Raw genomic sequence first — 23,693 nt, 5'->3', positions numbered from 1 at the left:
CTTGTGTGGGAATTTCGGAAAGCTCGTACGGCATTGTGCGCAAAAGGAAAACGGCGGCCCGAAAGCCGCCGTTTGGGGGTGGAGCGATGAACCAGCTTACTGCGGTTCCGTGGAAGCCTTGGCGAGCGCGAGTGCCGGCCATGCGGGCGATGCCACTCCCAGCAGCTTCACGACGACGCTGGCGCCCGGATCGGCGATCCAGACTGCTCCTGCGGCATCGACCTGCGTGCTGGCGGGAGAACCAAGTGCGTTAGCGCAGGAGGTGGTCTGCGACGTGGAGTTCGTGATGCGCAGCGAGCAAGGCTTCAGCGAGGAGAAGCCATCCGACTTGGTGTCGAATGGAATCAACGCGCCACCGGTGGCATCGGGATAGAAGATGACACCGTCTCCATCGACCGAAGCGTACTTGAGCGTGTGACCCGAAGCCGGGGTGTAAAAGCCGACGTTGTTCTCGTTCTGATCGAACTGCAGAATGCGGGCACCGGCGTTGGAGTAGGCAAAACCGGAGGCATCGAAGACGGTGCTGTAGGAGTCACCCACGGTGAGTCCCAGGTTCGCTCCATTGAGCCCGCAGAAGTCGGGCGGCGTGCAGGTGTTGGGCGATACGTACTTTTCATATACGTAGTTGACCTGCTGGTTGCTGGAGCCCAGCATGTTCATCCAGAGGTTCTGGTTGGTATCGAAGTTGAGTGCTCCCGGAACGCTGCTGGAGGTCGCAACGCTGGGGGCCGGAGACGAGGACAAGGTGATCTGTGCCGGGACAAAAGATCCGGAGGTGAGGTAGTAGATCGACGCCGCCGAGGAGCTGTCCTGCGTGAAGTAGACGGTATTGTTGCGGTCCACCGCCATGCCGCCCGGGGTGTTCACCGGGTAGGAGTGCGAGGCCGCGAAGGTGAGCGCGTCGTACTCGGTGACAGCGCCGCTGGTCAGAGGCTGATTGGCGAAGACATTCCCGGAGAGGTCGACTGCGAGCTGACGCTCACCGGGGGTGGCGGTCTGCGCAACGCTGGTGGTCACGGCGCCGGTGGTCGCGAGATCGATGAGCGTGTCGGTGGTTCCAGCGGTGTTCGTGGTCAGCACGACGACGTCCTCAGTCGGGCGAATCGCCACAAACTTGGGAGCGTCGAAGCTCGTGCTGCTGTTGGGTCCGGTGTAAGTGATGGCCAGCGAGAAATCATTCGGCTGCGCAGTCAACGCCGGCCCGAACGCGCTAACGGGAGCGCCAAGGGCATAGATCGGTCCAACGTTGACCGTGGGATAGGCAGCGATATTCATCGCGGCCTGGAGGGTATCGGTCGGGGTCAGCGAGCCGGAGGCAGTGTCGGAGAAGAGCTTGCCGCAAGCCGAGGAGTCGCCAGCCGTGCCGCCGCTGGTGTTCACGCAGCTCTGCAGGATATTGCCCAGGGTGTTGATGAAGGCGCGCGGAACGGACGAGGACGTGTTCGGCGTGGCGCCGCTGGGGTCGGTCAGCGTCGTGTTGGCGTTGCCGCTCGGCGTGCTGCCGTAGCCCACGGAGCTCACGATGTCCATCGCGGTCGTGAAGGCCTGGCCGAGGCCAGAAGCGGTGCAGGCGAGGGTGCTTCCGGTCCCGGAGCAGGAGCCCGCAGCCACATTATTCGCCGCCGGTGCTCCGATCCAGATCTGCTGTGAGCCCGTGCCGAGATAGGTCGGGTTTTCGCTGGTGAAGGCTCCGAGGGAGTACGCCATGGCGATGGTGCTGAGTTCGGTGACATTCACCGAGACGGAGCTCGGGAGGGTGGTGCACGCGCCCACCGGCGATGCCAGGACCGAGTTGGAGTTCGGGCTGTTGGAGGCCGTCTTGCCACCGGTGATCGTCACGTAGATGTACTCGCCGTTATCGCAGTTGAAGCTGGCGATGTTCCACATGCCCGAAGCATCGGTGGTGGTGCTGCCGATCTGGAATGCCGCGGAGCCATAGGTGCTGGCGGTTGCGGCGGTGCGGCCGGTCGCGGTGCCTGCGATGCCGGTCGTCCACGTCTCCCAAAGAGTGACGTTGGCGTTGGTGATGGGATTCGGACCGCCGTGTGCGGTACCGCTCATCTTGACCGTGGCAACCGTACTTGTGACTGCCTGCGTGGAGCCAAGTCCACAGCCGGTAAGAACAAGACTCAACAGCGAAGCCAGCGCTGCGCCGGCCAGGGGTAGAGTCGCGAGACGGAGTGATGGCTTCATGAAGCACCTCGGAGGAGACGTAGCCTGGTAGATCGGGAAAAGGTTCTTCGCGCTGCAGGAACGCCGCGCAGAGTTACGGAGTTTTTGGGCAGGGGCGCCCACTGTGCCATAGCCGAACCGACGATCGCCTGACGATCCGGGATGCCGTCTCTCAATCGTGAGACCCCGGCAGCGGAGCAAACCGCTGAAGCTTGCATCGCAGCGTCAATCCCTACGTCCTGTGTCTTGACTGGTCCCAATACTCAGGCTGAAGGGAACTCGACGATTCTTCTTTGGGTACCAAAGTTATCGGAAAGAATTGCCGTTTGCAATTAGCAAGAGCTTTTAAGTGTGGGGTTTCCGGGCTTAGTGTCCCGTTGGACCCGCAACGACGGCGGTCTTCGCTTCCGTGTCTATCCGATGAAAAGTCTTGGCCGGGGGAATCGGACGTCAAGCTCGATCGGCGGACACGAAAAAGGCGGCGCAAACCAGATCATCCGGATCAGGTCTGCGCCGCCGTTGTCCGAAGAGGTTAGGCGGTGCGCTCGGCGTAGACCTTCTGCGCGGCGATAAGGCCATCGCCGAAGCTCGCCTTGAGCTGGGGGATTGACTTGACGACGACCTGCTCAATGGCGCCGATGAGCGCGATCATGTCCATGTAGTCGAAGTAGCCCAGGTGGGCGATGCGGAAGATCTGACCCTTCATCTCACCCTGGCCGTTGGTGATGATCGCGGCGAAGCGGCTCTTGAGCTCCTTGACGACGAGGCCGGAGTCAACGCCTTCGGGAGCATAGACTGCGGTCGCAGCCGAACCGGGCGACTCGGTAAAGAGCTTGAAGCCGAGCGCGACCATCGCGGCGCGAGTCATCTCGGAGATGACCTCGGCGTTGTGCACGAGCTTCTTCCGGCCTTCGACGAGGTTGCCGGCGGGGTTGTCGGTGGTCGCGGCCTGCGCGGCGATCCAGTCGAACGCCGCACCCAGCGCGGCGATGAGCGCGACGGCGGGCGTGTAGGCACTCTCACCCTTGACGGCGTTCTTGCGCTCCTTGCGGAGGTCGAAGTAGTAGCGCGGGTTCTTGGTGGACTCCATGCGAGCCCAGGCGCGCTCGCTGATGGCGAGGTAGCTGAGGCCGGGAGGAATCATGACGGCCTTCTGCGAGCCACCGATGAGGACGTCGATGCCCCAGTCGTCCATGTCCAGCGTGGAGGTGCCGAGGCCGGTGATGCCATCGACGACGAGCAGAGCTTCGGAGTTCGTGTCCTTGAGGAGCTGGGCGACGGCCTTCACGTCATGCTGCGTGCCGGTGGAGGTCTCGTTGGCCTGCATGTAGACGACGCGGGTGTCGGGCTTGAGCGCGGCTTTGACCTTCTCCATGTCGAAGGTCTGGCCGTAGGGCTCGCTGACGAGGTCGATCTCGCAACCGAAGCTCTTGGCAATGCCGGTCCAGCGCTCGCCGAACTTACCGGCCGAGAGGACCAGGACGCGATCACCCGGCGAAGTCAGGTTAGAGACGGAAGCTTCCATCGCGCCGGAGCCTGAGGAGGACAGCAGGATGACGTCGTTGGAGGTACCGACGAACTCCTTGAGCTGGGCGAGGACGCGCGTGTACAGGGCGCGGAATTCCGGGGTGCGGTGATGAATATCCGCGGCGGCCATGGCGAACTGCGCGGCGGGAAGGAGGGGGGTGGGACCGGGCGTAAACAGGCGTGTTTTGCGGATCATCGTATGTCCATTTTATCGACTTTGAGAGAGACTCATCGCATGACTTCCTCCTTTGACTGGTTTCGCCTGGCGTGGCGCACGCTGTATTGGGCCTGGATCGCCTCCGAAATTCTGCTCGTGTTGATGACGTACACGCGCCGCAGTGGAGGCGAGGTAAAGGACCAGGGCAGCATGCGGCTGCTGTGGGTGGTGATCTTTGCGTCGATCAGCCTGGGCACGTGGTTTTCTGCGACGCACGAGGCCGAGGGTGCGTTCGGGCTGATGCCCGGCGGGCCGCACGCGGTGCGGGGCGTCGCGCTCGCCATGCTGGCGTTCGGGCTGACGCTTCGCTGGGTCGCCATCTATACGCTGGGCCGGGCGTTCAGCGTCAACGTGGCGATCCGAGATGGACAGCGGGTGATGCGCGCGGGGCTGTTTGGTTACATGCGCCACCCGTCGTATACCGGGCTGCTGCTCTGTATCGCCGCGCTGGGAGTGCGCAGCGGAAACTGGATCGGGCTGGCAATCATCGTGGCGCCGACGACGGCGGCGCTGCTGTACCGGATCTCGGTGGAGGAAGCTGCGCTGCGAACGGCGTTTGGGGAAGAGTATGTGGCCTACAGCGCGGAGACGAAGCGGCTGATCCCGGGGATCTACTAGGAAGCAGCGAGCTGAAGCTCGTTGAGCCCTTGGGGTTAGCGCTTCGCGTTGGCTGTTCCAACGGCTGCGCCTACGCGTCATACTGGAAGTTGAGAGTTTGAGAAGGAGACGCAACATGGCACAGATTGGAGACCGCCTGCAGGCGGACATTATCACCGCGATGAAGGCGCGTGACGAGTTCACGCTGACGACGCTGCGGATGGTGAAGAGCGCGCTGAAGTCGAAGGAGATCGACACCCGCAAGGCGCTGACCGACGCGGAGGAGCAGGCCATCCTGACCACGATGATCAAGCAGCGCAAGGACTCCTACGAGCAGTTCACCAAGGGTGGACGCGCGGAGCTGGCGGAGAAAGAGCAGAGGGAGATCGCGCTGATCGATGCCTATATGCCCAAGGCCGCGGGCGATGACGAGATCCGCTCGATCGTCGAGGGAGCTGTCGCACAGATCACGGCCGACAACGGTGGCACCAAGCCAGGAGCGAAGGATATGGGAGCGGTGATGAAGGTCGCGCGTGCCCGCTCGCTGGCCGATGGGCTGCGTGTGGATGGCGGCAAGCTGAGCGAGATGATCAAGGCGGCGCTGGCGTAGTCAAGCTCTGCGGCAACACAAAGGCCGCGCTCGAAGCGCGGCCTTTGTGTTGTCCGAAGACGAGATGCGTTATGCCAGGCGATTGCCGAGGCTCTGCGAGTCCATCGCTTCCGTGAGCTTCGCCGCCAGCACCGGCGCGCCGAAGAGCACCGCCGCAAAGAACGCCGTCGAGGCCATGTCGTTCCAGAGGAACGGCAGCGCCGCCACGTAGCAGGCCTTGAGACCGCCAAGCGTGTGCGGATACATCCTGAGGAAGGGCATGATGTCGGCAAAGACATAGAAGCCGATGCTGGAGGTGAGCACGCCCGCGGCGACGCGGAGGAAGCTGACCTTCTGCAGCAGTCCGCTGGCCAGCAGGCAGAGCAAACCGTACCAGGCCCAGGTGATCAGATAACCTTCGACGTGGAAGGCCATGCCATAGACCTTCGTGGTCAGGTAGACGTCGGTGAGCGCCATGGTCACGACGGCGAGGAGCGCCTGCCAGCGGGGGCTGCGCGAGCCGAAGAAGAGCAGGCCAGCGCCGACGGCCGTGAAGTTGATGCCCACGGCGTGGAAGTAATGGTGCGGCAGAAGGCGGCTCAGAGCCGCTGCGAAGAGTACGAGGAAAGCTGTCATAGGTGTCCGGATCTCCTCAAAGGAGTTCAAGGCTAGACCCCAATTGTACCCTTTCGGCCTGTACCGCTTTCAGCGGGGAAGGCCACCGGTGAGGGGGTCGCCGAGGACGCCACCGGCACTGCGGCCGTCGAGCGATTGGTCGATCACCCGGTTCTGACGGTCCAGGACGATCTCGCCGCTGAGCGGGCTGTGGCCTTCGCGATTCATGAAGGGGATATCGCCGACAAAGCGCAGATCGGTGAGCGTGACGGCGATCCGACCAGCCTCGTCGGGCTGCTCCTGCTCCAGCAGCGGAGCCGAGGACCAGTCGATGTACACGCGGCCCAGCGGGCTGGCGAGCGCCGCCCGGATCTGCGGTGTGGACTGTGCCTTGGCTCGGGCCACGCCGTTGCCGGAGAGGTTGCCATGCAACGTGTCCGCTGTGTCGAGTTCGTAGAAGGAGCCGTAGTCTCCGGTGGTGTACCAGCGGAAGGGACTGAGCGGGTCGGGACTGGCCAGGACGCGTCGTGCGGCTGCAAACGTGGGAGCCGGGGCAGGTGGCGCGGGGGCAGGCGTGGAATTCAGAGCGTCGGTCGCAGTGTCGGTCGCGTCGGTCTGGGCCGGACTGGCGGAAACGGGCACTGCCACGGCCTGCTGCATCACCATCTCGACGGCGTGGGCATGCTCGAAGGTCCGAAGGCCCCAGTAAGACACAATGCCAAGCAGGGCAACGATGGCCCAGCCGCGGGACCGGAAAGGCTGGCGGCGCGCGCCTACCTCACTGCCGATGAGCCCGAAGAGCCACGGCAGGATGAGTGCCGCGAGCAGGAGAAGAAAGATCAGCGGATCGAAGATGAAGACGATCGAGCCGGCATACCAGTGGCGATCGAAGGGAAAGAACGGCCGCAGACCGTAGTTGTTGGTGAAGTCCAGCAGCAGGTGGCTGAGCAGCGCCAGCAGCGCAAAGCCATAGAGCAGCCCCCAGCGCACCGGAGCCGCCGTGAGCGGGCGCACGTTGCGTTCGTCGGTGTAGCGGCCGTCGCCGTGATGGAACTCGGGCTCGGAGTCGGGGGGAGCGTCGGTGAGCCTTTGCTCATAGCGTGCGGCTCGCCAGCGATGCAGCAGCCACACGCCGCCCACGATGAACGCCGCTTCAAACGGGATGCCCACGAACGTGTGCGTGATGCCGCGATGGTGCGCGAAGCCGGCGACCGGTCCGCGCAGGCTCCACAGCGTGTCGATGTCCGGAAACTGCGCGGCGATGGCCATCGTCAAGGTCGCGTAGGCGGCCTTGCGATTGAGCCCTGTACGGGCAAGGCAAGCTCCGGTGAGGATGTGGGTTACCGGTTCCATGTGAGAAGTATCCTAACGCCCTCACAGACGCTGCCCGGAAAATCCTCGTCGCTCAATCCTGAATGCCTCATGGCTCTACAGACTTTCCTTGTTGCTCTGTAGAGCCATGAGGTCTTCAGCGGTGAGCTGTGAGGGCTGCCGCGCGGCGGCTACTCCGTCTCTCCCGGCGTGAGCTTGGGATTGATCTTGGCTTCGGCCCGGGGATAGGGACGGCCCTTGGCGAGGGCAGCTTCGAGCTCGCGATCGTAGCCATAGATGTCGTCGAAGAAGTTCACGCTGCCGTCTTCACCCACGTTGGCGGTGAGGTACATGATGGCGACGGGGAGCGGCGTCTTCAGGTTGTAGGTCTTGTTGTTGTTCGCTTCGTTCTTCATCATGTCGGCGACCTTGTCGGCGTCCCAGTCACCGTCGGGCTTGTCCGTGGAGAGCACCCACTGCGCCATCTGATCGGCATGCTGAAGGCGAACGCAGCCATGCGAGCGGTCGCGGCGAGTGAGGTTGAAGAGGTTCAGCTCCGGCGTGGAGTGCATGTACACGTCGTACTCGTTGGGGAAGAGGAACTTCACGAGACCCAGCGAGTTCTTCGGCCCAGGCTTCTGGCGCACGGCGTAGCGCATGTGCTCCACGTCCGCCACCGTGGCATTGGTGACGACCGTTCCGTTCGCGGTGGTCAGCTCGTAGTCGTGCGACGCGAGGTAGCCCATGCCGCTCTTCTGGAGATGGCCCACGATCTCCTTCTTCACGATAGAGCCGGGCAGATTCCAGTAGGGACGGAAGACCACGTAGCGCATGAGGCGCACGAAGGTGGGTGTATCGTGATTGCCCTTGGCTTCGCCATCGACGACGCGCATGGTGAAGGCGAGGGTGTGGTCCTCGCCGTAGGCACGCAGCAGGAACTCGGGCAGGTTTACGAGGATGCGAGGCTGCTGATAGTTCTCGGGCAGCCAGCGCCAGCGCTCGAGTGAATCGTTGATCTGCTTCACGCGCTCGGTCATGGGCACGTTGAGCGCAGCGACCGTGGCATCGTTGAGCTTGCCATCGGCGGTGATCCCGTGGCGCTGCTGGTAGTGCTTGACGGCGTCGGCGACGTCGGAGGTGTAAGTGTTTCCCTGCGCGGCCATGGTCCCGTCGCCTTCGCGCTGTAGCCGCACGATGAGCCCGGCGATGCCGGGATAGCTTCCTCCCACCGCAATGCCCTTCCCTGCCGCCGGCAGTGGCTCCAGCGGAGTCTGCTGGTCCTGCTGCGCAAGCTCGAGGTAGCGCGGCAACGCTTGCTCCGTGGCGGTGTACATGGGGTTCTTCGGCTCGACCGTGGAGACGATGCTGTTGACGTCATCGGCATCCACGAGCTGGTCGCCGACCAGCGTGGGCAGGTCCAGCTCCGCACGCTTCTTGGGCACGTCGATATCGAAGTTGAGTGCCTGCGGATTGATGCGGCCCACATGCAGGTCGGAGATGTAGCGCATCACAGAGATCGTCATCGCGACATCGAACTGCGCGACGGTGTCCTGCGCCGTGTCGGAGGTGTCGTGCTTCTTGAGGATCTGCGCGAGCTGGGCGGTGCGCTCGGTCCAGCGCGACGCGTCATAGTCCTCGGCGTTGAGGCCCTTCTTCGCGGCGTCGGTGAAGAGCTGAATGAACTGCGTGGCCGCCGCGGTGGGCTTGCCGTCGCGGGTCCAGGCGAGCTCGTACTCGCGATCGTCGTAGAACTGCTGCACCTCGGGCTGGTAGTCGGAGTAGTCGGCCCACTTGAGGCTGGCGAGGCGAGGCGTGCTCACCGCCGTCTGCACGTTGTCGGCAAAGTCCGTCGTGTTGGGCTTGGACTTCGACTTGCGATGGTGAAAGAGGTTGCGCACGGAGCGCACGGTGCTCTTGCAACCGGAGACGGGCAGCAGCAGAACGGCGAGCAGGGCGGCAGCAGCAAAGCGGCGCAGAGTTGCAGACGAGCGAGTCGCTGAAGGGCGAGGGTGGGTCACAGGTTGGGCCTCTAAAGGATCGAAAACGGGGTCGAGCTGTCGCATGGGTATGCAGCTTGGATGCAGCGGCTCCGGTTGCTGACATCCTAGCGCAGATGGATTTTCGCGACGATCTACAAACGGCCGGCCACAGACGCCCGCTTACAGGCGGCCGGCCATGGTCGCCCAGCACAGGCCCGCCTGTGCGGCGATCAAGGTCGCGGTGAGGGCCAGGAACAGCTTCCTCGCCCGGCTCTCGAGCGCGTCCGCGAAGACTCCGCCGATGAAAGTAAAGAGGAACGGCAGCGCCCAGAACCAGGGCGCGGTGACGACCTGCGTCGTGTAGAGCCAGCCGAGGGCCAGCACCATCAGAAGCGGTGCGGTGTTGCCGAAGTAGCGGCTGCGCTTCGTCGTCACGTAGAGGACCAGCGCGGTGAGCGCCGCGATGACGATGCCTGCGTTGCCGGGCGTCGTCGCGAAGAGCCGCACCGCGCCGTTCGTGAACCAGAAGCGCGCCGCACCGCCGGAGAAGATGTACTGAAACGCCGAGAGGCGCAGGCTGAAGCTGAACAGCAGCATCACCATCGCGCCGACCGCGGAGAAGAGCACGATCTGCATGACGTAACCGCGATTGCGCTCACACAGGTAGAGGCAGAAGATCGTCCCGGCGATGAGCCCCAGGCCTGCTGCCAGCAGGTGCGCCGCCGCTGTGAAGCCCAGGGCTACCGTGAGCAGGACGATCCGGAAGCGCCACTTGCGGCGCGGTCCCTGCAACGCGTGGGCCACGCCGATCAGTGTGTAGACCAGGCCATAGATGCCCCACATCGCGAGCACTTCGTTGTTGGGGTGCACGGCGTAGTGAATGACGGCAGGACAAAAGATGTACAGTCCGAGCGCGAGGGCTCCGCCGATAGGGCCGAAGAGACGCTTGGAGACCCACCAGAGGCCGCCGCCGAGCCAGATGGCGAAGAGCACAAACGGCAGCCGCAGCAGCCACGGGGCGAGGTTCAGCTCGCTGCGTGCCTCCCACAAGGTGCCATTGAGCGAACCGCCCTGGTAGACGCGGTTCTCCGGCTTGCGGAGATGGTCGGCGGCCAGCAGGATGTCGCGCTGCACCATCAACGGGAGTGAAGCCACGCGATACGCGAAGGTGCCGTCGCCGTTCATGTTCCCGCAGGAGGTGAAGTAACCCTGGATGGCACCCGGGCGCTCCCACATCTCACGGCCACAGCGGACATAGCGATAGTCGTCCGCGGTGAGCGGGCTATGCGCAATCGTCCAGCAGCATTCGGCAAACAGAACGAACAACAGTAGCGCTGCTACTCGCTGCGCCCGACCAATGTAGAAACCCTTCCATCGCATGACTGACTTTGAGGATACCTGCTTGCAGCAGGACAGCGGTTAGCAGAACAGCAGAACAGTCCGATCCGAACAGCTGTTCTGCTGTTCTGCTCCTCTGCTGTTAACTTGTTCCTATGGATTCTTTTACCTTCCGCCGGGGCAAGGCGTGGTTCTCTTCCGATTCTCCGAGTCCGCCGTGGGCGCTTGTCTTTGAGGACGAAGGCCCGACCGGCTATGTCTATGCCTACGACCGCACGCGTGCCGACGAGAGCGCGATCCTCGACGCGATGCTGGTCTACAACAACGGCGAGACCACCGATCCCGCGCGCGAGTACCTTGCCAGCGTGCAATGGTCGCGCGACGGGCAGGAGTGCGTGCTGTACGTGGAAGGCTCAGCGCAGGCGTACATGAACTTCGCCGCGCGGACGAGCTTCTGCCGCAACAACTTTCCGAACTTCCTCGATGATTCGGGCCGTCCGGGGGGATGGCGGGCCAGCAGCCATGCGTGGGAGGATGCGACTCTCTCCCGCTTCGAAGCTGCGCTGTACGAATAGCTGCGCCGAGCGACGCTTGCGGGGCAGCAGCTGCGGCCAAAAGAAAGAGGGCAGCCGGTTAGGCTGCCCTGCTTGCTTTGTGCCTCTGGCCGAGGCTGGCAACGTCGATCTCGTAAGAGCGTTGGGACTGTTTTTTCCCTGAGCTACTCGTAAATCTTTTCTTCGATGTGGTTCGCGCTTCCGATTCCTGTCCGCATTGCCACGAGGCAGGGCGAAAAGACCATCAGAAGGAACGCACCGGCAACCAATAGGTCATGCATCAGACTGGCCCCCTTTGTCGAACAAACTGTCCATGAACAGGTTGTCTCCGGGGCATCCTGTCGCACCATCCCCGAACGGGGACGGCTCGCGAACGAAGGTTGCACCGGAAGAGCCGCTGCTGTGCCGGTATGGCATCGCCGCGTCTTCGGCAGACACTTCATCGGCCAGCTGAAGCAAGTGCTTCAGGTTGTCGCGAGGAAAGACTCAGACCGCAGATGGCACTGTTCCCGATTGGAACGGCCACCTGCGGTCTGCTTGACTTCAGGAATCAAGATGTCTGGGAAATCGTTGGTGCCGAAGAAAGGACTCGAACCTTCACACCCTTGCGAGTACATGGACCTGAACCATGCGCGTCTGCCAATTCCGCCACTTCGGCTCACTCACTGCTGGCGCAAAAGGCGCTCCACTACGAGTGCTCTCTTAGTGTCCCAAACGCGGCGCGGGCTGTCAATCGAAACGGGCTGGAGTACACTTTCCCTCGATACGCGACGACTCATGTGAGGAGTGCCGGGACGGCCGTTACGGCGCGCCCGGGCCTCGTTCAACCGCAGACATCCTAACCACTGGAGCCGCTCGCCGCACCATGACGACACCCACCGGGAACAATCCCGAACAGCAGGCCATTCCCGAGGACCTCGCATTGGAGATCCGCCGCCTCGCGCATGATCTTTCCAATGCGCTCGAGATCATCGTCCAGACCAGCTACCTGCTCTCCATGGCGGACCTCAAAGAGCCTGCCGCCGACTGGCTGCGCATGCTGGACTCCGGGGTGCAGAAGTCCCTGGAGCTCAATCTGCAGCTGCGCGAATACATCAAGAAGCATACGGTGCGCTGAGAAAGTCCGTTGTTGGGTGTTGGGTATTCGATGTTGGGTGTGGTTCGTTCCTGCCGCGTCGCCGACCCGGACCCGACATCCAACACCGAACAACCAACATCCTGAAACAACCGCCGAGCCACGGCAGCTAAAACGCCCCCGCGATCGCCTTCACGATGGCGTCCATCACCTTCGTGTCCGAGCCGCCGTCGCTGGGAGCGTGCGTGTCGACCATGACCGAGAAGATGACCGTGCGGCCGCTGGCGGTTTCAAGGTAGCCCGAGAGAGCGCGGCTTTCGCCCAGCGTGCCGGTCTTGGCGAAGATGTGTCCCTTGTAGGGAGCATCGGGGAAGCGTGCGCGCAGGGTGCCGTCGACGCCGGCGACAGGCAGAGCGTCCTTCCACGTCGCGAACCATGGCTGCTTCGAAGCGTAGAGCAGGAGCTGCGCGGTGGCGCGGGGAGTGACGAGGTCCTTCGTGCTGAGGCCGGAGCCATCAAAGAGCTGGAAGTCGTCGCCGTCGAGGCCCACCTCGCGCGTGAGGAAGGCACGTTCCCACGCCAGAGCGGTGTGCAGATAGAGGCCTGTCATGCAATCGCGGTTGACGCCCATATTGCGAAGCATCAGCTCGGCGTGCAGGTTCTGCGACTCCTTCATGGTGAGCTTGAGGTCGACGGCAAAGGGTACGGACTGCTTTTCAGCAAGGAGATGCTCTTGGTCTGAGGGCTGGCCGACCGCAGCTGCGCTCTGCGCGTCGCAGTGGCTGTCAGCGGCTTCGGCAAAAGGGTTCAGCCCCGGAACCTGCGCTGCTGCGGGCAGAGCGTGCGAGGCCTCGAAGTCCGAGCCGAGGAACTGGGAGTGATAGTGCTGGGCGCGGATGCTTCCCTTCACCGTGATGCCGTGCTGCTCGAGCGCCTGCTTCAGCGCGGCGGCTGCGAACTCCGCCGGGCGATCGACCGCGAGCTCGTCGGTATAGGCGCCATGCCTGGCATCCACGTAGCCGAAGAAGTGGAAGTCGCGCGCGTAGGGCTCGCGGTCCTCGAGGACCTGGTTTCGTTTGAGATCCTGAGTACCGACAGACCAGACGTGGCCGTCCATGGGCGTTGCGTTCACCGTGTAGAACGGGACGGCGGGATCGAAGACGATCGTTGGCGAGGCCTTTGTGCCCGCAGGCGCGGGAGTGATGGTGAGGTCGAGCTGGCTGTCGTGCACGGTGAGCGCGCTGACGGGAGCACCGTAGCCCCACATCATGTCCTCCTCGGACCAGCCGGCCGGATAGGGCGCGTACTCGAATCGGGTATCGTCGCCGACGACGTCGCCATCGACCTCACGGATGCCCTTCGCGGCGATCTGCGCTGCGAGGTCATCGAAGTCGGCGAGGCCTGCAGGCTTTGCATCGGCGGACCGCTGCGCCTTGGGGGTGTACGGCAGGACGTAGCCGGAGGCGAAGTTGGCATCGCCACCACCCTTGAGGATGAGGTCGCCCTGGAGTACGCCGTTGGCGATGTCGCCACGTCCAACCACAGTAGTCGTAAATCGCTTATCGAGGCCCAGCATCTGCGTTGCCGCTACCGAGGTGAAGAGCTTGGCGTTGGAGGCGGGGCGGAAGTACTGGCCCTCTTCATAGCCGTAGAGCGGCGTGCCGTCGAGCGCCATGACTGCGACACCCCAGTGGGCGCGGCTGACCTCGGGCTGCGCGACGAGGCTGGCAACCTGTGTTCCCATTGCGGTGGAAGATCCTGTGGGGAAGCTGAGGGAAGGCGAAAGTTTTGTTGGCGCGCTCTGCGTCCGCGGAGTAGCATGCGGCATCTGACCGAGTACCTGGCTAGTTGTTCCCAAGCACACGCCGAAAAGACACCCCGCAACGGCCGACCGCCGCGCCCCATGTATCGCTATCCGTTTCCGCATGGGAGCGAGTCTACAACGGTCTGCCGCAACATCTGCCACCCGGCTGGTCTGGCATGAAGACTTGTCCTCCGGTAACTTTCCGGGGACGAGGAGAACAAATGTTCTCCGCGAATGCGAATCGGATCCGGTACGCCCGACGGAGCCTTGGCGTTTGATCCTCAACCACCCCTACTGAGCGCGCGGATTATGTCCAACCTCACCCTATCTACCGCCCGGCCCCTGTTTGAATGGCGGCTGCGCACCCGGTCCCTCCTGGTGGGAGACCGGACGCTGCTGATGGCGATCGTCAACCTGACGCCGGACAGCTTTTCCGGCGATGGCCTGCCCGGCAGCGGGAATGGCGCCGGAGCGAAGCTGGCGGCCGCGACCGCACTGGCCGCGCTGGACGCAGGGGCAGACCTGCTCGACCTGGGCGCGGAGTCGACCCGGCCCGGCGCCCACCCGGTCTCCACGGCAGAAGAGCAGCGACGGCTGCTCCCGGTGCTCGAAGCGGTGCTGAAGGTGCGGCCTGACGCGATCATCTCGGTGGATACGTACCACGCTGCGACGGCTCGGGCCGCTCTGGCTGCGGGCGCCGAGGTCATCAACGACGTAAGCGGACTGACCTGGGACGATGAGATGGCCGAGGTGGTGTCCACCACAGGCGCAGGGCTGATCCTGATGCATACCCGGGGACGTCCCGGCGACTGGAGATCGCAGCCTCCGTTACCGGCCTCCGAGGTGCTGCCGCTGGTCTTCGCCGGGCTGATGGAGCGCATGGCGCTGGCTGAAGCGATGGGCGTGGAACCACGGCGGATGATGGTGGATCCGGGCTTCGGATTCGGCAAGCGCGGCGCGGAGAACTTTACCCTGCTGGCGGGGCTGGGCAGGCTGCATGAGCTGGGTCGCCCACTGCTGCTGGGGCTTTCGCGAAAGGGCTTCCTGGGCGATGCCGTGCGCGAGGTGCTGCCGCGGGGCGAAGAGCTGAGCCTGGCCGACGCGCGCCGCACTGCCACCACCGCCGGCCACGTCGCCGCAGTGCTGGCCGGAACGCACATCCTCAGGGTGCACGAAGTCCAGCCGGCCCGCGAGGCCTGCGCGGTCGCCGATGCGTTGCTCATGGCCGGGCAGACGCTGATGTTCGAAGAAGAGTAGGTACCGGACGACAAAGGCACGCCAGATGGCGGGCCTTTGTCTGTCTGGAGGCGCACGACGTCAGATCGTCATGACTTCCTTTTCCTTGTTCTTGAACATCTCCTCGATCCGCTTGATCTCCTGATCGGTGAGCTGCTGGATCTCTTCGTTGGCGCGCTTTTCGTCGTCGGCGGAGATCTGCTTATCCTTGGCAGCCTTCTTGACGGCGTCGTTGCCATCGCGACGGATGTTGCGAATGGAGGTCTTGTGGTCTTCCAGGACGCCGGCGAGCTGCTTGACGGCGTCGCGGCGGCGCTCTTCGTTCATGGGCGGCACGGGCACGCGGATCAGCTTGCCATCGTGCATGGGGTTGAAGCCCTTGCCCGAGGTCCGGATTGCCTTCTCGATGGCGGCGACCATGGGCTGCTCCCAGGGCTTGACCTCGATGAGCTGGGCTTCCGGAGTCATGATCTGCGCCACCTGCGAGATGGGCACCTCCGAACCGTAGTAGTCGACCTTGATCCCGTCCAGCATGTGGACGGAGGCTCGGCCGGTGCGGACGCTCACCAGGTGGGCGCCATAGTCGTCAACGGTCTTCTCCATCCGCTTGCGCAGCTGGTCGTTGATTCCCTTCAGCGCCTCGATGCTTGCCATTACCGATGCCATGGGGGCGAATTCCTCCTCTGTTCCACCGACGATTGTACCTTTCCCGCTCACTTCCGAGGAGGGCGCCTCACAAAGAGAGGCCCTTTGAGAAGAAAGAGATGACTACCCTATGACTTTTCTTGACTTTGATTTCGGGGGCTCCCTAGTATGGAGACACTTCTTGGCTCCCGAAGATCCGCCGCCACCTGATACCGAAGGGGGCACGACTCTTTTGTGGCTAGAGATGACTCCGACCACGGGGGCCGTCACAAGCTCCCCACCCGAGGAACCGTCCGATGTCGTCGAAAAAGCTTTTTGCAGTCGCTGCTGTACTTCTCACCATGTGTGTACTTGCCCATCCCGCTCTGGCACAGCACAGCGTGGGAGGATGCGCGGACAGCTCTCCGGAAAACCCAACCGTGATTCTTGCGGGAATGGCGAGCGGAGCTTACGGCCTGTCTGAGCTGCGTCGTCGCTTCCGCGCACGGCGTCAGCCGCGCACGAAGTAAACCGACTGGGCTTAGCTCGCAGGCTTCAATGCCTGCTGGTTAGGCCCTGCTACCTGCAGGTGTCCCGTGTCAGAATCCCACAGCGCGATGGATTGGGCGGCGGCGCGTCAGCCAGAGCCCTCCGGCCGCGCTGAATCCCTACCCTCGTCTCTTCGTCTTTCTCTCATCCTGGGAACCGCAGGGCTCTCCTGGATTGCCGCCGGCTTCCTCGTATGGCCTTCGGCGATACGTCTCGCGAACTTCTGGCTTACAGACGACCTGAAGTCCATGGGGGCTCTAATTCCCCTGGTCTGCTTTGCCCTGATCCTTCGCGCTTGGCGAAGTGCGGGCTGGAACACGCGCGGAACCTGGTGGGGCATTGCTCTGCTGGTGTTCTGGGCGATGGTTGTCTTTGTTCGCGATCAGACACTGCTGGTCATCACCGTGAACAAGGGATGGCTTCTGCAGATTCCACCGCTGCCCCTTGTAGCGGTGATGTATGCGCTTGGCCTGGTGCTCGCGCTGGGTGGCCGTGATCTGCTCCGCCGCTGCTGGTTTCCTGTGCTGCTGATGTGGGCTGTGATTCCGGTGCCGCAGACCTTCAGCCGCCGCGTCGACCTTCCCCTGCAGTACATCTCCGCCCAGGTGGCGCGTTCGTTTGCCCACCTGCTTCGCACTCCGCTGACCGCCGACCGCCTGCGGCTGATGTTCACGCCCAACTTCGGCATGTTCATCGCGCCGGGCTGCAACGGCATTCGCGGATCGATCACGCTGGGCTTGGCCGCGATCGTGGTCAGCTACGTCTACCGGTTCCGCTGGTTCGTCTATGCGCCGGTAGTGCTGGGCTCCGTGATGCTGGGCTACCTGTTCAACCTGCTGCGGCTCTGCCTGCTGGTCGTCTACTACAAGATCGCGCTGCCCTATCCGTGGCTGCAAACCAAGGGCGAGATGGCCGACTACCTGATCGGCGGCACGCTGTTCATGATTGCGCTGGGCATCTTCTTCACGGTGGTGAACTACCTAAGGGAGAAGCCTTCGGACCTGCGGCCTGCTGCGGAGCCTTCTGCTCCGGACACGACACCGCTGCGGCCGTTCCTGATCCGTGGCGCCGCGTTGATCGTCCTCGGCGTCCTGTTCGCCGCGGAGTACACGCATCTTCACGCGGAGGAGCCGGTGACGGCGCGGGTGATCCCGCGGCTGCCCGATCACATTGGCAACTACCGCCTCGTGGACCGCTATGACGATTCCCTGCTGGACGGCGTCGTGGTGTACACGTGGGGCGAATACGCCGGGCCGGAGTCAGGCTCTCCGCACATCAAGCTTGGGTTTTCGCCCGTGCTGGACGTTCACGACGTTGAAGTCTGCCACATGACCCGCGGGCAGGATCCTGCGTGGCATGGCCAGATCGACGCCGACACCCCCGGCGGGAAGACACAATTTTCCGGATTCACCTACATGAGCGGCACGATGCAGTGGCTCGAGGCCTCTTCCGTCTGCGACGGAGGCACCTGCAGCGAGTTCAACACGTCGTCCAATCACGTCACCATGGTCTATGCCCGCCCACACCGGGGGCTTCCGCTCGAGGCAGATGCGTCGCGACCGGTACCGGTTCTTCTTCGCATCGACACAGGCGACACCAGCTCTGAGCCATCGGAGACGGCGGCAACGCTGTCCGTAGTCCTGCGCGACTTCCTTCGCCAGGCAAACCTCGTGGAGCTGAGCAAGCCCTACAGCCACCGCTGAGAGGGTTTGGCGGGTTTGCGGCTTTCTTCTGCCTCGGCCACACGTCGATCCTCAAGGTAATTGTCCAACCAACAGGCGATTGGTCCGCGCCCCAGGCGGTATTGGGGCAGGATGTGAGCCGGACCCGAGCCATACTCGGGCCGAACGCAATCTGAGGCACCCGGATGACCAACCGGATCGGTCGCCCGCGGTTGCGCCCGTCGCCTATAATCAAAGCTCCGCCTTCGTTTTCACACAGGGCAGCAGATCCAAGAAGCAGTGAGGGTGTGGTTATTTTTACCGGAACGCGAGTGAGCGTAAGCTCCGTGAACTCTACGACCCAGGCTGTGCGCCCGCGCTCGAGCCGAATCGCCCCCCGCAGCAGCGTCCTTTCGGGAACATTCCTGCGTGCCTTTGCGATTTCGGCCGGCGCGTTTACGCTGTTGCCCGTCCTGCATGCGCAGGTTGCGGCGACCCCCCAGTTTTCGGCCGCCTCGGCGACCCCGCAGATTCTCTGTGCAACCCAGGTGATCGGCAATCGCCGGATTCCGAAGGAATCGATCCTCGCGCGTCTGTATTCACGCCAGGGCGATCCTTTTGATTCGACGATCCTTGAGCGTGACTTCAACTCGCTCTGGAACACCGGCTACTTCGATGATGTGCGCATCGAGCGCGTGGATACGCCTTCCTGTATCCAGCTCGAGGTGTACGTCCGCGAAAAGCCCACGATCCGCGAGATCAACTACAAGGGCCTGAACGCCGTCTCCGTCTCCGACGTGCTCGACCGCTTCAAGAAGGAGAAGGTCGGCCTCACCGTCGAAAGCCAGTACGACCCGACCAAGGTGAAGCGCGCCGAGGTGGTGCTGCAGCAGATGCTCGGTGAGCACGGCCACCAGTTCGCGACGATCCGTACCGAGATCAAGACGATTCCTCCCGCCGCCGTGGCGCTGACCTTCAATGTGAAGGAAGGTCCGACGGTCAAGGTTGGCAAGATCCAGTTCCAGGGCAATCAGGATGTCAGCCCGCGCGTTCTGATCGAATCGATGAAGAACCTCAAGCCGATCGGCATTCCGCACTCGCTGATCCTCGAGAGCATCTTCCCGCGCACCTTCGACGCCTCCAAGCTGGACGAAGATGCCGAGCGCGTACGCCAGGCGTACCGCGAGCGTGGCTACTTCAAGGCCACCACCGGCGAGCCGCAGACCAACGTCCGCAACGCCGGCGGCGTGAACCCCTTCACCCTGCGGCCCTCCACCGGCAAGCGCGTCGACATCCTGATCCCGATCGAAGAGGGTGAGCGCTACAAGCTCGGCGGCATCACCTTCTCTGGCAACAAGGCCCTGAACAACAACAAGGCCCTGCGTGCTCAGTTTGCGAACAAGGATGGCGAGATCTTCAACGCCACCATCTTCTCCAAGGGCCTCGATCAGCTGCGCAAGTCCTACGGCGAGTACGGCTACATCCAGTTCATCGGGACCCCGGCGCCCACGTTCGACGAAGCCAAGAAGCTGATCTACCTGAACATCGATATCGACGAAGGCAAGCAGTTCTATGTCTCGCGCATCGAGTTCACCGGCAATACGATCACCCGCGACAAGGTCATCCGCCGCGAGATGCTGATCGAAGAAGGCCAGGTATACAACTCCCGTCTGCTCGATCTCTCGCTGCTGCGCTTGAACCAGCTGAGCTACTTCGAGACGCTGAAGAGCGACCAGGACGTGGAGACGCACCAGAACGTCGACCTCGGGACGGTGGACCTCCTCGTAAAGCTTCGCGAGAAGGGCAAGAACTCCATCGGTCTGAACGGCGGCATCTCGGGCCAGTCGGGTTCGTTCCTCGGCGTGCAGTACGAGACGAACAACTTCCTCGGCCTGGGCGAAACGCTTTCGGTGAACGGCAACCTCGGCGATCTTTCCCGCCGCGTCAGCATCGGCTTCAACGAGCCGTACCTGAAGAACAAGCCGATTTCGCTGGGCGTGCAGCTGTTTGCCACCAAGTTCGACTACAACCCGGCCAAGAGCTACGCCATCGCGAACGGCCAGAGTGCGAACCTGACCAACGCGCAGCAGTCTCTGCTGACGAACTACAACCAGTCTTCGACTGGCCTGACGATCTCCACCTCGTCGGCGCTGCGTGGCCTGTTCCGGCGCTCGGGTGTGGCTCGTATCGGTCTCAGCTACTCGCTGTCGCGGTCGGGCATCACGACATTCAACTCCAACACGCGTGACGTCTTCGAGACCCTGGCCTTCCGCTCCGGCATCGCCGGCACGAGCCAGCTCTCGGGCATCATCAGCTCGATCGTCACGCCCAGCTTCAGCTTCTCGACGCTGGATCGCGGCGTAGGACCGCACAGCGGCAAGGACTTGAACATCGCCTTCCAGCTGGCAGGCGTGGGCGGAAACACCAAGTACTACGCTCCCACGGTGGCCTGGCGTCAGTTCTTCCCAATGAAGGGCCTCAAGGTCAACCGCGAGGGACACAACGTTCTCGGCTACCGCGTGCTGTTCTCCACCGTTGGTGGCTTCGGCGGCGAAGTGGCGCCGCCAATGGCGCGTATCTACGGCGGTGGCGAGAACGACGTTCGTGGCTTCGACATTCGCTCGTCGTCGCCTTACACGTTCATCCCGACCAAGGTGAGCTTCAACCTCACCAATCCGGACGGTTCACTGACCCCGCGCGATCCTTCCAATCCGCAGCTGGGCAACGTCTCGATCCCGATCCCGGTCTATCGTCTCGCTTCCATCGGCGGCGATACCTCGTTCACCTCGAACGTGGAGTACCGCATTCCGATCGTGAGCCAGGTGACCTTCGCCTTCTTCACCGACTTCGGTCTCACCTTCAACTCGCAGACCGGTCAGCTTCGCCAGTCCGAGCTTGGCCTTTCGACGATCAACAGCCCGCTGTATGGCTGCCCCCAGATCGTGAACGGCGACTGCTTCGGCGGCCAGAAGGTAACCTTCCCGCTGTACCTGAAGACGGTGCCGGGAACGAACTTCGTACCGCGTATGTCGAACGGCGCCGAACTGCAGGTCATCCTGCCGATCGTCAACGCTCCGTTCCGCATCTTCTACGCCTACAACCCGCTCCGCCTGTACAAGGACCTGCCGCAGGAGCTGGCAGTGCCCAACACCTGCGCCGCCGGACAGACGCTCTGCATGCAGAACTTCTTCCCGAACACCGGCGCCGGTCTGTACAGCTACCAGCAGGTCATCCAGCTGTACGGCGCGGATTACATCCTCCGCGAACCCCGAAAGACCTTCCGGTTCACGGTGGCGACAACGTTCTAAGTACAGCGGAACAGCAGAGAAGCAGAACAGCAGAACAGAAAAAGCAACGGACCAGCGAGAGCTGGTCCGTTTTGCTTTGCACGCAACCCGCAGACGCCGGTGATCAAACGGTTTTACTGTTCTGCTGTTCCGCTGTTCCGCTGTTCCGCTGTTCCGCTGTTCCGCTGTTCTGCTGTTCCGCTCCGCGGCAGCGCTACTGCATCACCGCGGGTGCGCCGTTCGCTACCTGGTTCAGGATCTGCTGCATGAAGACCACGCGGACGTGAATGCGTTTGGCGAAGTCGGGCAGGAACTCTGCGATGAGGTTGCTGACCGGATCTGTGGCCAGCCCGATCCCGACGCGGCGGGCGGTCGACTTCGCATCGGTCTGCACGCCGGGGACGTAGAGGTTCGAGAGCTCGGCGCTGGCCGGGTAGGTGAGCAGGGTTTCGAAGTTCAGCATCGGGCGGCCATCGTCATGCTGGGTCCACAGGGTGTGGATGAGCGCGTGGCCGATGCGGTGGCGAACGGAAGCCTCAGGCATGCGGTGGTAGCGCGGGTCCTCATGCGCCAGCGACGAGATCATGTAGGTGCCGATGAACTCGCCCTGCGCATCCTCCACGAAGCTGTATCCGGTGAGCTTGCCCCAGCCACTGAACCCCGGGCCGTAGGCGGAGTGGGAGTTGGCCGCGATGGAGAAGCCCGCGCCAGCGGTCAAGACGAGGATATTGAACGGGTCGATGAAGTCCTTGATCGCGAGGTCGCCCTTTTCACGGGAGCTGAGCGGCCGAGATCGCTCGGTGACGATGTACTGGATCGGGTTCTCGCAGTGGGGCAGCGCCAGCAGGTCGCCCTGGTTCTCCGGATCGACCCCAGGCGCCTGGGGAGCGGTGGTGCGGAAGCTGACGCAGCCCGTGGGCGGTGGCAACGCCGGGGCCTTCTGTTCCATGCCATGGAGCTGGGTCTCGCCATTCTGGCCGGCCGCGCGAACGACGGCGAGGGGGTCAAAATCGGCGTCGCGATCGGAAGAAGCGGACGTCGAGTCCGGGAGGACCTCCACGCGAGGCGGAACTGCCACGGAAGGTGCGCTGTCATAGCGGGCCAGGAGGAAGCCCGGAGCGTCAGGAAGCGCCTGGGCGTGGCCCCGGCTGCAGCAGAAGAGCAGGCTGACGGAGGCGCACGTGACCACGCACACCTTCAGCCCAACGGTCTCTGACGACTGCCAGCGGATCCGCGCCATCTCCCTGTTGACCCGCTCCCTGACCGCGCGACGCTCGCGCAGCCTTACAAGAACCGAATATCGGCGAACTTTCTCGCCACCCAACCTATAACGGCAAAGCCGGTGATGCCATTCTGACGCTGTTTTCAATTGCTGAGGTTTCGTCTCCCGGAAGGTTTTATTCCGGGCGGCGAAGATGCACAGCAACGAGAACCTGCTCGGCGAACTCGCTGACGACCGCTCCCAGTGCGGAGCCGCCAAGCGAATCACCGAAGGTGATGGCGGTATCACGGGCATTGCGATTGATCGCCGGGTAGTACGCGTTCGTCAGCACGGCAGCTGCGCCATAGCCCAGCAGCAGCGAGCCGTTGACAGTCTGGCGACCGCTGTCGGATCGCGTGACCAGCGGTCGCGTGATCGCGTACAAGGTGCGGTGAACGATGCCATACTGCGGGCCGAGCACGTAATAACGGGGATCCTGATGCAGGATCGGCGCAAAGACCGAATCCGTCAAGAGTCCCTGGGAGGTTTCTCGCAGCGCTGCAGCACCCAGACGCTGGCCGTAGGCGCCGCGATCGGTGCCAAAGTTCGGCTGGCCATTGGTGAGGTGCGAGAAGCCCGAAGAGGCGAACATCGCACCAAAGTTGCCCAGGCTGTAGAGGTCGCGGAGGCCGAGGACGACCTTGTCCCGCGGACGCAGCGGCTGGGCCTGCCAGCCCGCCCAGATGTCCTTGGTGTAGAGCGGGGCGATGTGCGCAGAGCTGCGTGTTTCCGAACGATATCCAGCCGGCTCTGGCGCATCGGGGAGCGCCTCTGCTTCAGGTGCGTCGTTCCGGACCGAGGCAGCGAAGGGGGATGTCGCCAACGCCAGCTCCTGCATCGAGGTGGAACGTGCCTGGAACGTTGACGATGTCTGCGGAGCGAAGCTCCGGGAGGCGGAGTCCTGGGCCGATGCTGTGGAGGCGGACACGAGCAGCACTGGGGTAGCGATCAAGAGCAAAGAAGAGGATTTGAGGAAGCGTTGCAAGAACAGCGAGGTCATTCCGGGGCCTTTCGTCCTCCCCGTCGCAGTTCGCGACAGCGCCCGAGGCGCGTGCGGCGGAGGGAACTCTTTTGCAACGGACGCGCAACAAACACCCGGAGTTGTCCTTTCAAAGGGTTGCCCCGGCTTCGGGACTATTTTGCGAGGGGCACCCGGGCACACATAACCAGCTTGGCACAGCCCCGGGTCTGCGACCTGGGTTGCATTGACGGAGCAATGCCTCGCTGCGGATCATGATGAAGTGCCGCGTGTTTCGCCCACAGGGCGACGCCATGCGGCAACAGGACGGGAACAGAC

General features: G+C 63.2%; 18 protein-coding genes and 1 tRNA gene. 8 read left to right on the top strand and 11 right to left on the bottom strand.

Going from position 1 to position 23,693, the window contains the following annotated elements; translation table 11 throughout:
* Positions 1–96: 96 nt before the first annotated feature.
* Both C4S68_RS18935 and C4S68_RS18930 read right to left on the bottom strand, forming a co-directional pair.
* Positions 97–2,193, bottom strand: coding sequence for an NHL repeat-containing protein (locus C4S68_RS18935; protein WP_103934675.1), 2,097 nt, complete (start codon positions 2,191–2,193; stop codon positions 97–99).
* Between the two features lie 511 nt (positions 2,194–2,704).
* Positions 2,705–3,895: a pyridoxal-phosphate-dependent aminotransferase family protein gene (locus C4S68_RS18930; RefSeq protein ID WP_103934674.1), complete on the bottom strand. Its 1,191-nt coding sequence runs from the start codon at positions 3,893–3,895 to the stop codon at positions 2,705–2,707.
* Positions 3,896–3,934: 39 nt separating this feature from the next.
* Here C4S68_RS18930 and C4S68_RS18925 point away from each other — a divergent pair, with 39 nt between their 5' ends.
* Together C4S68_RS18925 and C4S68_RS18920 are read left to right on the top strand one after the other, a co-directional pair.
* The gene (locus tag C4S68_RS18925; protein WP_160115237.1) at positions 3,935–4,534 is read left to right on the top strand and encodes a methyltransferase family protein; all 600 of its coding nucleotides are present in this window, start codon (positions 3,935–3,937) and stop codon (positions 4,532–4,534) included.
* 115 nt (positions 4,535–4,649) lie between these two features.
* Positions 4,650–5,123, top strand: a complete 474-nt coding sequence (locus C4S68_RS18920) for a GatB/YqeY domain-containing protein (RefSeq protein WP_103934673.1) — start codon at positions 4,650–4,652, stop codon at positions 5,121–5,123.
* Between the two features lie 69 nt (positions 5,124–5,192).
* Here C4S68_RS18920 and C4S68_RS18915 read toward each other — a convergent pair whose 3' ends face one another.
* From C4S68_RS18915 to C4S68_RS18900, 4 genes are all read right to left on the bottom strand, one after another.
* On the bottom strand, positions 5,193–5,738 hold the full coding sequence (locus tag C4S68_RS18915; RefSeq protein WP_103934672.1) for a DUF6580 family putative transport protein: 546 nt from the start codon (positions 5,736–5,738) through the stop codon (positions 5,193–5,195).
* A gap of 69 nt (positions 5,739–5,807) precedes the next feature.
* Positions 5,808–7,070, bottom strand: coding sequence for a metal-dependent hydrolase (locus C4S68_RS18910; protein WP_103934671.1), 1,263 nt, complete (start codon positions 7,068–7,070; stop codon positions 5,808–5,810).
* A 149-nt stretch (positions 7,071–7,219) separates the two neighbouring features.
* Positions 7,220–9,046 (bottom strand): L,D-transpeptidase family protein, encoded by a 1,827-nt coding sequence (locus C4S68_RS18905; RefSeq protein WP_160115236.1) that lies wholly within the window; start codon positions 9,044–9,046, stop codon positions 7,220–7,222.
* 141 nt (positions 9,047–9,187) lie between these two features.
* Entirely contained in the window at positions 9,188–10,333 is a 1,146-nt protein-coding gene (locus tag C4S68_RS18900) for a hypothetical protein (RefSeq protein ID WP_235011711.1), read from the bottom strand.
* 167 nt (positions 10,334–10,500) lie between these two features.
* Here C4S68_RS18900 and C4S68_RS18895 point away from each other — a divergent pair, with 167 nt between their 5' ends.
* Positions 10,501–10,920, top strand: a complete 420-nt coding sequence (locus C4S68_RS18895) for a DUF2251 domain-containing protein (RefSeq protein WP_103934668.1) — start codon at positions 10,501–10,503, stop codon at positions 10,918–10,920.
* Positions 10,921–11,470: 550 nt separating this feature from the next.
* On the opposite strand, the gene C4S68_RS18890 is transcribed toward C4S68_RS18895, so the two are convergent.
* Positions 11,471–11,557, bottom strand: a tRNA-Leu gene (locus C4S68_RS18890).
* Between the two features lie 207 nt (positions 11,558–11,764).
* Between C4S68_RS18890 and C4S68_RS18885 the strand changes: the two genes are divergently transcribed.
* Entirely contained in the window at positions 11,765–12,016 is a 252-nt protein-coding gene (locus C4S68_RS18885) for a hypothetical protein (protein ID WP_103934667.1), read from the top strand.
* 127 nt (positions 12,017–12,143) lie between these two features.
* Here the strand turns inward: C4S68_RS18885 and dacB are convergent, their stop codons facing one another.
* Entirely contained in the window at positions 12,144–13,718 is a 1,575-nt protein-coding gene (gene dacB / locus C4S68_RS18880; protein ID WP_235011710.1) for a D-alanyl-D-alanine carboxypeptidase/D-alanyl-D-alanine endopeptidase, read from the bottom strand.
* 369 nt (positions 13,719–14,087) lie between these two features.
* Between dacB and folP the strand changes: the two genes are divergently transcribed.
* On the top strand, positions 14,088–15,035 hold the full coding sequence (folP, locus tag C4S68_RS18875; protein WP_103934665.1) for a dihydropteroate synthase: 948 nt from the start codon (positions 14,088–14,090) through the stop codon (positions 15,033–15,035).
* Positions 15,036–15,095: 60 nt separating this feature from the next.
* Here the strand turns inward: folP and frr are convergent, their stop codons facing one another.
* The gene (frr, locus tag C4S68_RS18870) at positions 15,096–15,680 is read right to left on the bottom strand and encodes a ribosome recycling factor (RefSeq protein ID WP_103934664.1); all 585 of its coding nucleotides are present in this window, start codon (positions 15,678–15,680) and stop codon (positions 15,096–15,098) included.
* A gap of 275 nt (positions 15,681–15,955) precedes the next feature.
* Here frr and C4S68_RS23990 point away from each other — a divergent pair, with 275 nt between their 5' ends.
* From C4S68_RS23990 to bamA, 3 genes are all read left to right on the top strand, one after another.
* On the top strand, positions 15,956–16,168 hold the full coding sequence (locus tag C4S68_RS23990) for a PExPT-CTERM protein (protein ID WP_103934663.1): 213 nt from the start codon (positions 15,956–15,958) through the stop codon (positions 16,166–16,168).
* A gap of 66 nt (positions 16,169–16,234) precedes the next feature.
* Positions 16,235–17,890 (top strand): exosortase J, encoded by a 1,656-nt coding sequence (gene xrtJ / locus C4S68_RS18860; RefSeq protein ID WP_146072227.1) that lies wholly within the window; start codon positions 16,235–16,237, stop codon positions 17,888–17,890.
* A 305-nt stretch (positions 17,891–18,195) separates the two neighbouring features.
* The gene (bamA, locus tag C4S68_RS18855; RefSeq protein ID WP_235011709.1) at positions 18,196–21,156 is read left to right on the top strand and encodes an outer membrane protein assembly factor BamA; all 2,961 of its coding nucleotides are present in this window, start codon (positions 18,196–18,198) and stop codon (positions 21,154–21,156) included.
* A gap of 193 nt (positions 21,157–21,349) precedes the next feature.
* On the opposite strand, the gene C4S68_RS18850 is transcribed toward bamA, so the two are convergent.
* Positions 21,350–22,375: a hypothetical protein gene (locus C4S68_RS18850; protein WP_103934660.1), complete on the bottom strand. Its 1,026-nt coding sequence runs from the start codon at positions 22,373–22,375 to the stop codon at positions 21,350–21,352.
* Between the two features lie 157 nt (positions 22,376–22,532).
* Positions 22,533–23,219 (bottom strand): hypothetical protein, encoded by a 687-nt coding sequence (locus C4S68_RS18845; protein WP_160115235.1) that lies wholly within the window; start codon positions 23,217–23,219, stop codon positions 22,533–22,535.
* Positions 23,220–23,693: the final 474 nt, after the last annotated feature.

It is taken from the genome of Bryocella elongata (assembly GCF_900108185.1).
In the GTDB taxonomy this organism is placed as follows: Bacteria; Acidobacteriota; Terriglobia; order Terriglobales; family Acidobacteriaceae; genus Granulicella; species Granulicella elongata.
Note: the sequence above shows the minus strand (reverse complement) of the source record. Positions and strands in the feature narration are given on the sequence as shown.

Bases quoted from the DNA above. Each gene is read 5' to 3' on its own strand.
- dacB (WP_235011710.1), bottom strand. From the start codon at position 13,718: ATGGGAACACAGGTTGCCAGCCTCGTCGCGCAGCCCGAGGTCAGCCGC.
- C4S68_RS18885 (WP_103934667.1), top strand. From the start codon at position 11,765: ATGACGACACCCACCGGGAACAATCCCGAACAGCAGGCCATTCCCGAG.
- C4S68_RS23990 (WP_103934663.1), top strand. From the start codon at position 15,956: ATGTCGTCGAAAAAGCTTTTTGCAGTCGCTGCTGTACTTCTCACCATG.
- C4S68_RS18925 (WP_160115237.1), top strand. From the start codon at position 3,935: ATGACTTCCTCCTTTGACTGGTTTCGCCTGGCGTGGCGCACGCTGTAT.
- C4S68_RS18910 (WP_103934671.1), bottom strand. From the start codon at position 7,070: ATGGAACCGGTAACCCACATCCTCACCGGAGCTTGCCTTGCCCGTACA.
- C4S68_RS18920 (WP_103934673.1), top strand. From the start codon at position 4,650: ATGGCACAGATTGGAGACCGCCTGCAGGCGGACATTATCACCGCGATG.
- C4S68_RS18915 (WP_103934672.1), bottom strand. From the start codon at position 5,738: ATGACAGCTTTCCTCGTACTCTTCGCAGCGGCTCTGAGCCGCCTTCTG.
- C4S68_RS18930 (WP_103934674.1), bottom strand. From the start codon at position 3,895: ATGATCCGCAAAACACGCCTGTTTACGCCCGGTCCCACCCCCCTCCTT.
- C4S68_RS18935 (WP_103934675.1), bottom strand. From the start codon at position 2,193: ATGAAGCCATCACTCCGTCTCGCGACTCTACCCCTGGCCGGCGCAGCG.
- C4S68_RS18895 (WP_103934668.1), top strand. From the start codon at position 10,501: ATGGATTCTTTTACCTTCCGCCGGGGCAAGGCGTGGTTCTCTTCCGAT.
- folP (WP_103934665.1), top strand. From the start codon at position 14,088: ATGTCCAACCTCACCCTATCTACCGCCCGGCCCCTGTTTGAATGGCGG.
- frr (WP_103934664.1), bottom strand. From the start codon at position 15,680: ATGGCATCGGTAATGGCAAGCATCGAGGCGCTGAAGGGAATCAACGAC.
- C4S68_RS18850 (WP_103934660.1), bottom strand. From the start codon at position 22,375: ATGGCGCGGATCCGCTGGCAGTCGTCAGAGACCGTTGGGCTGAAGGTG.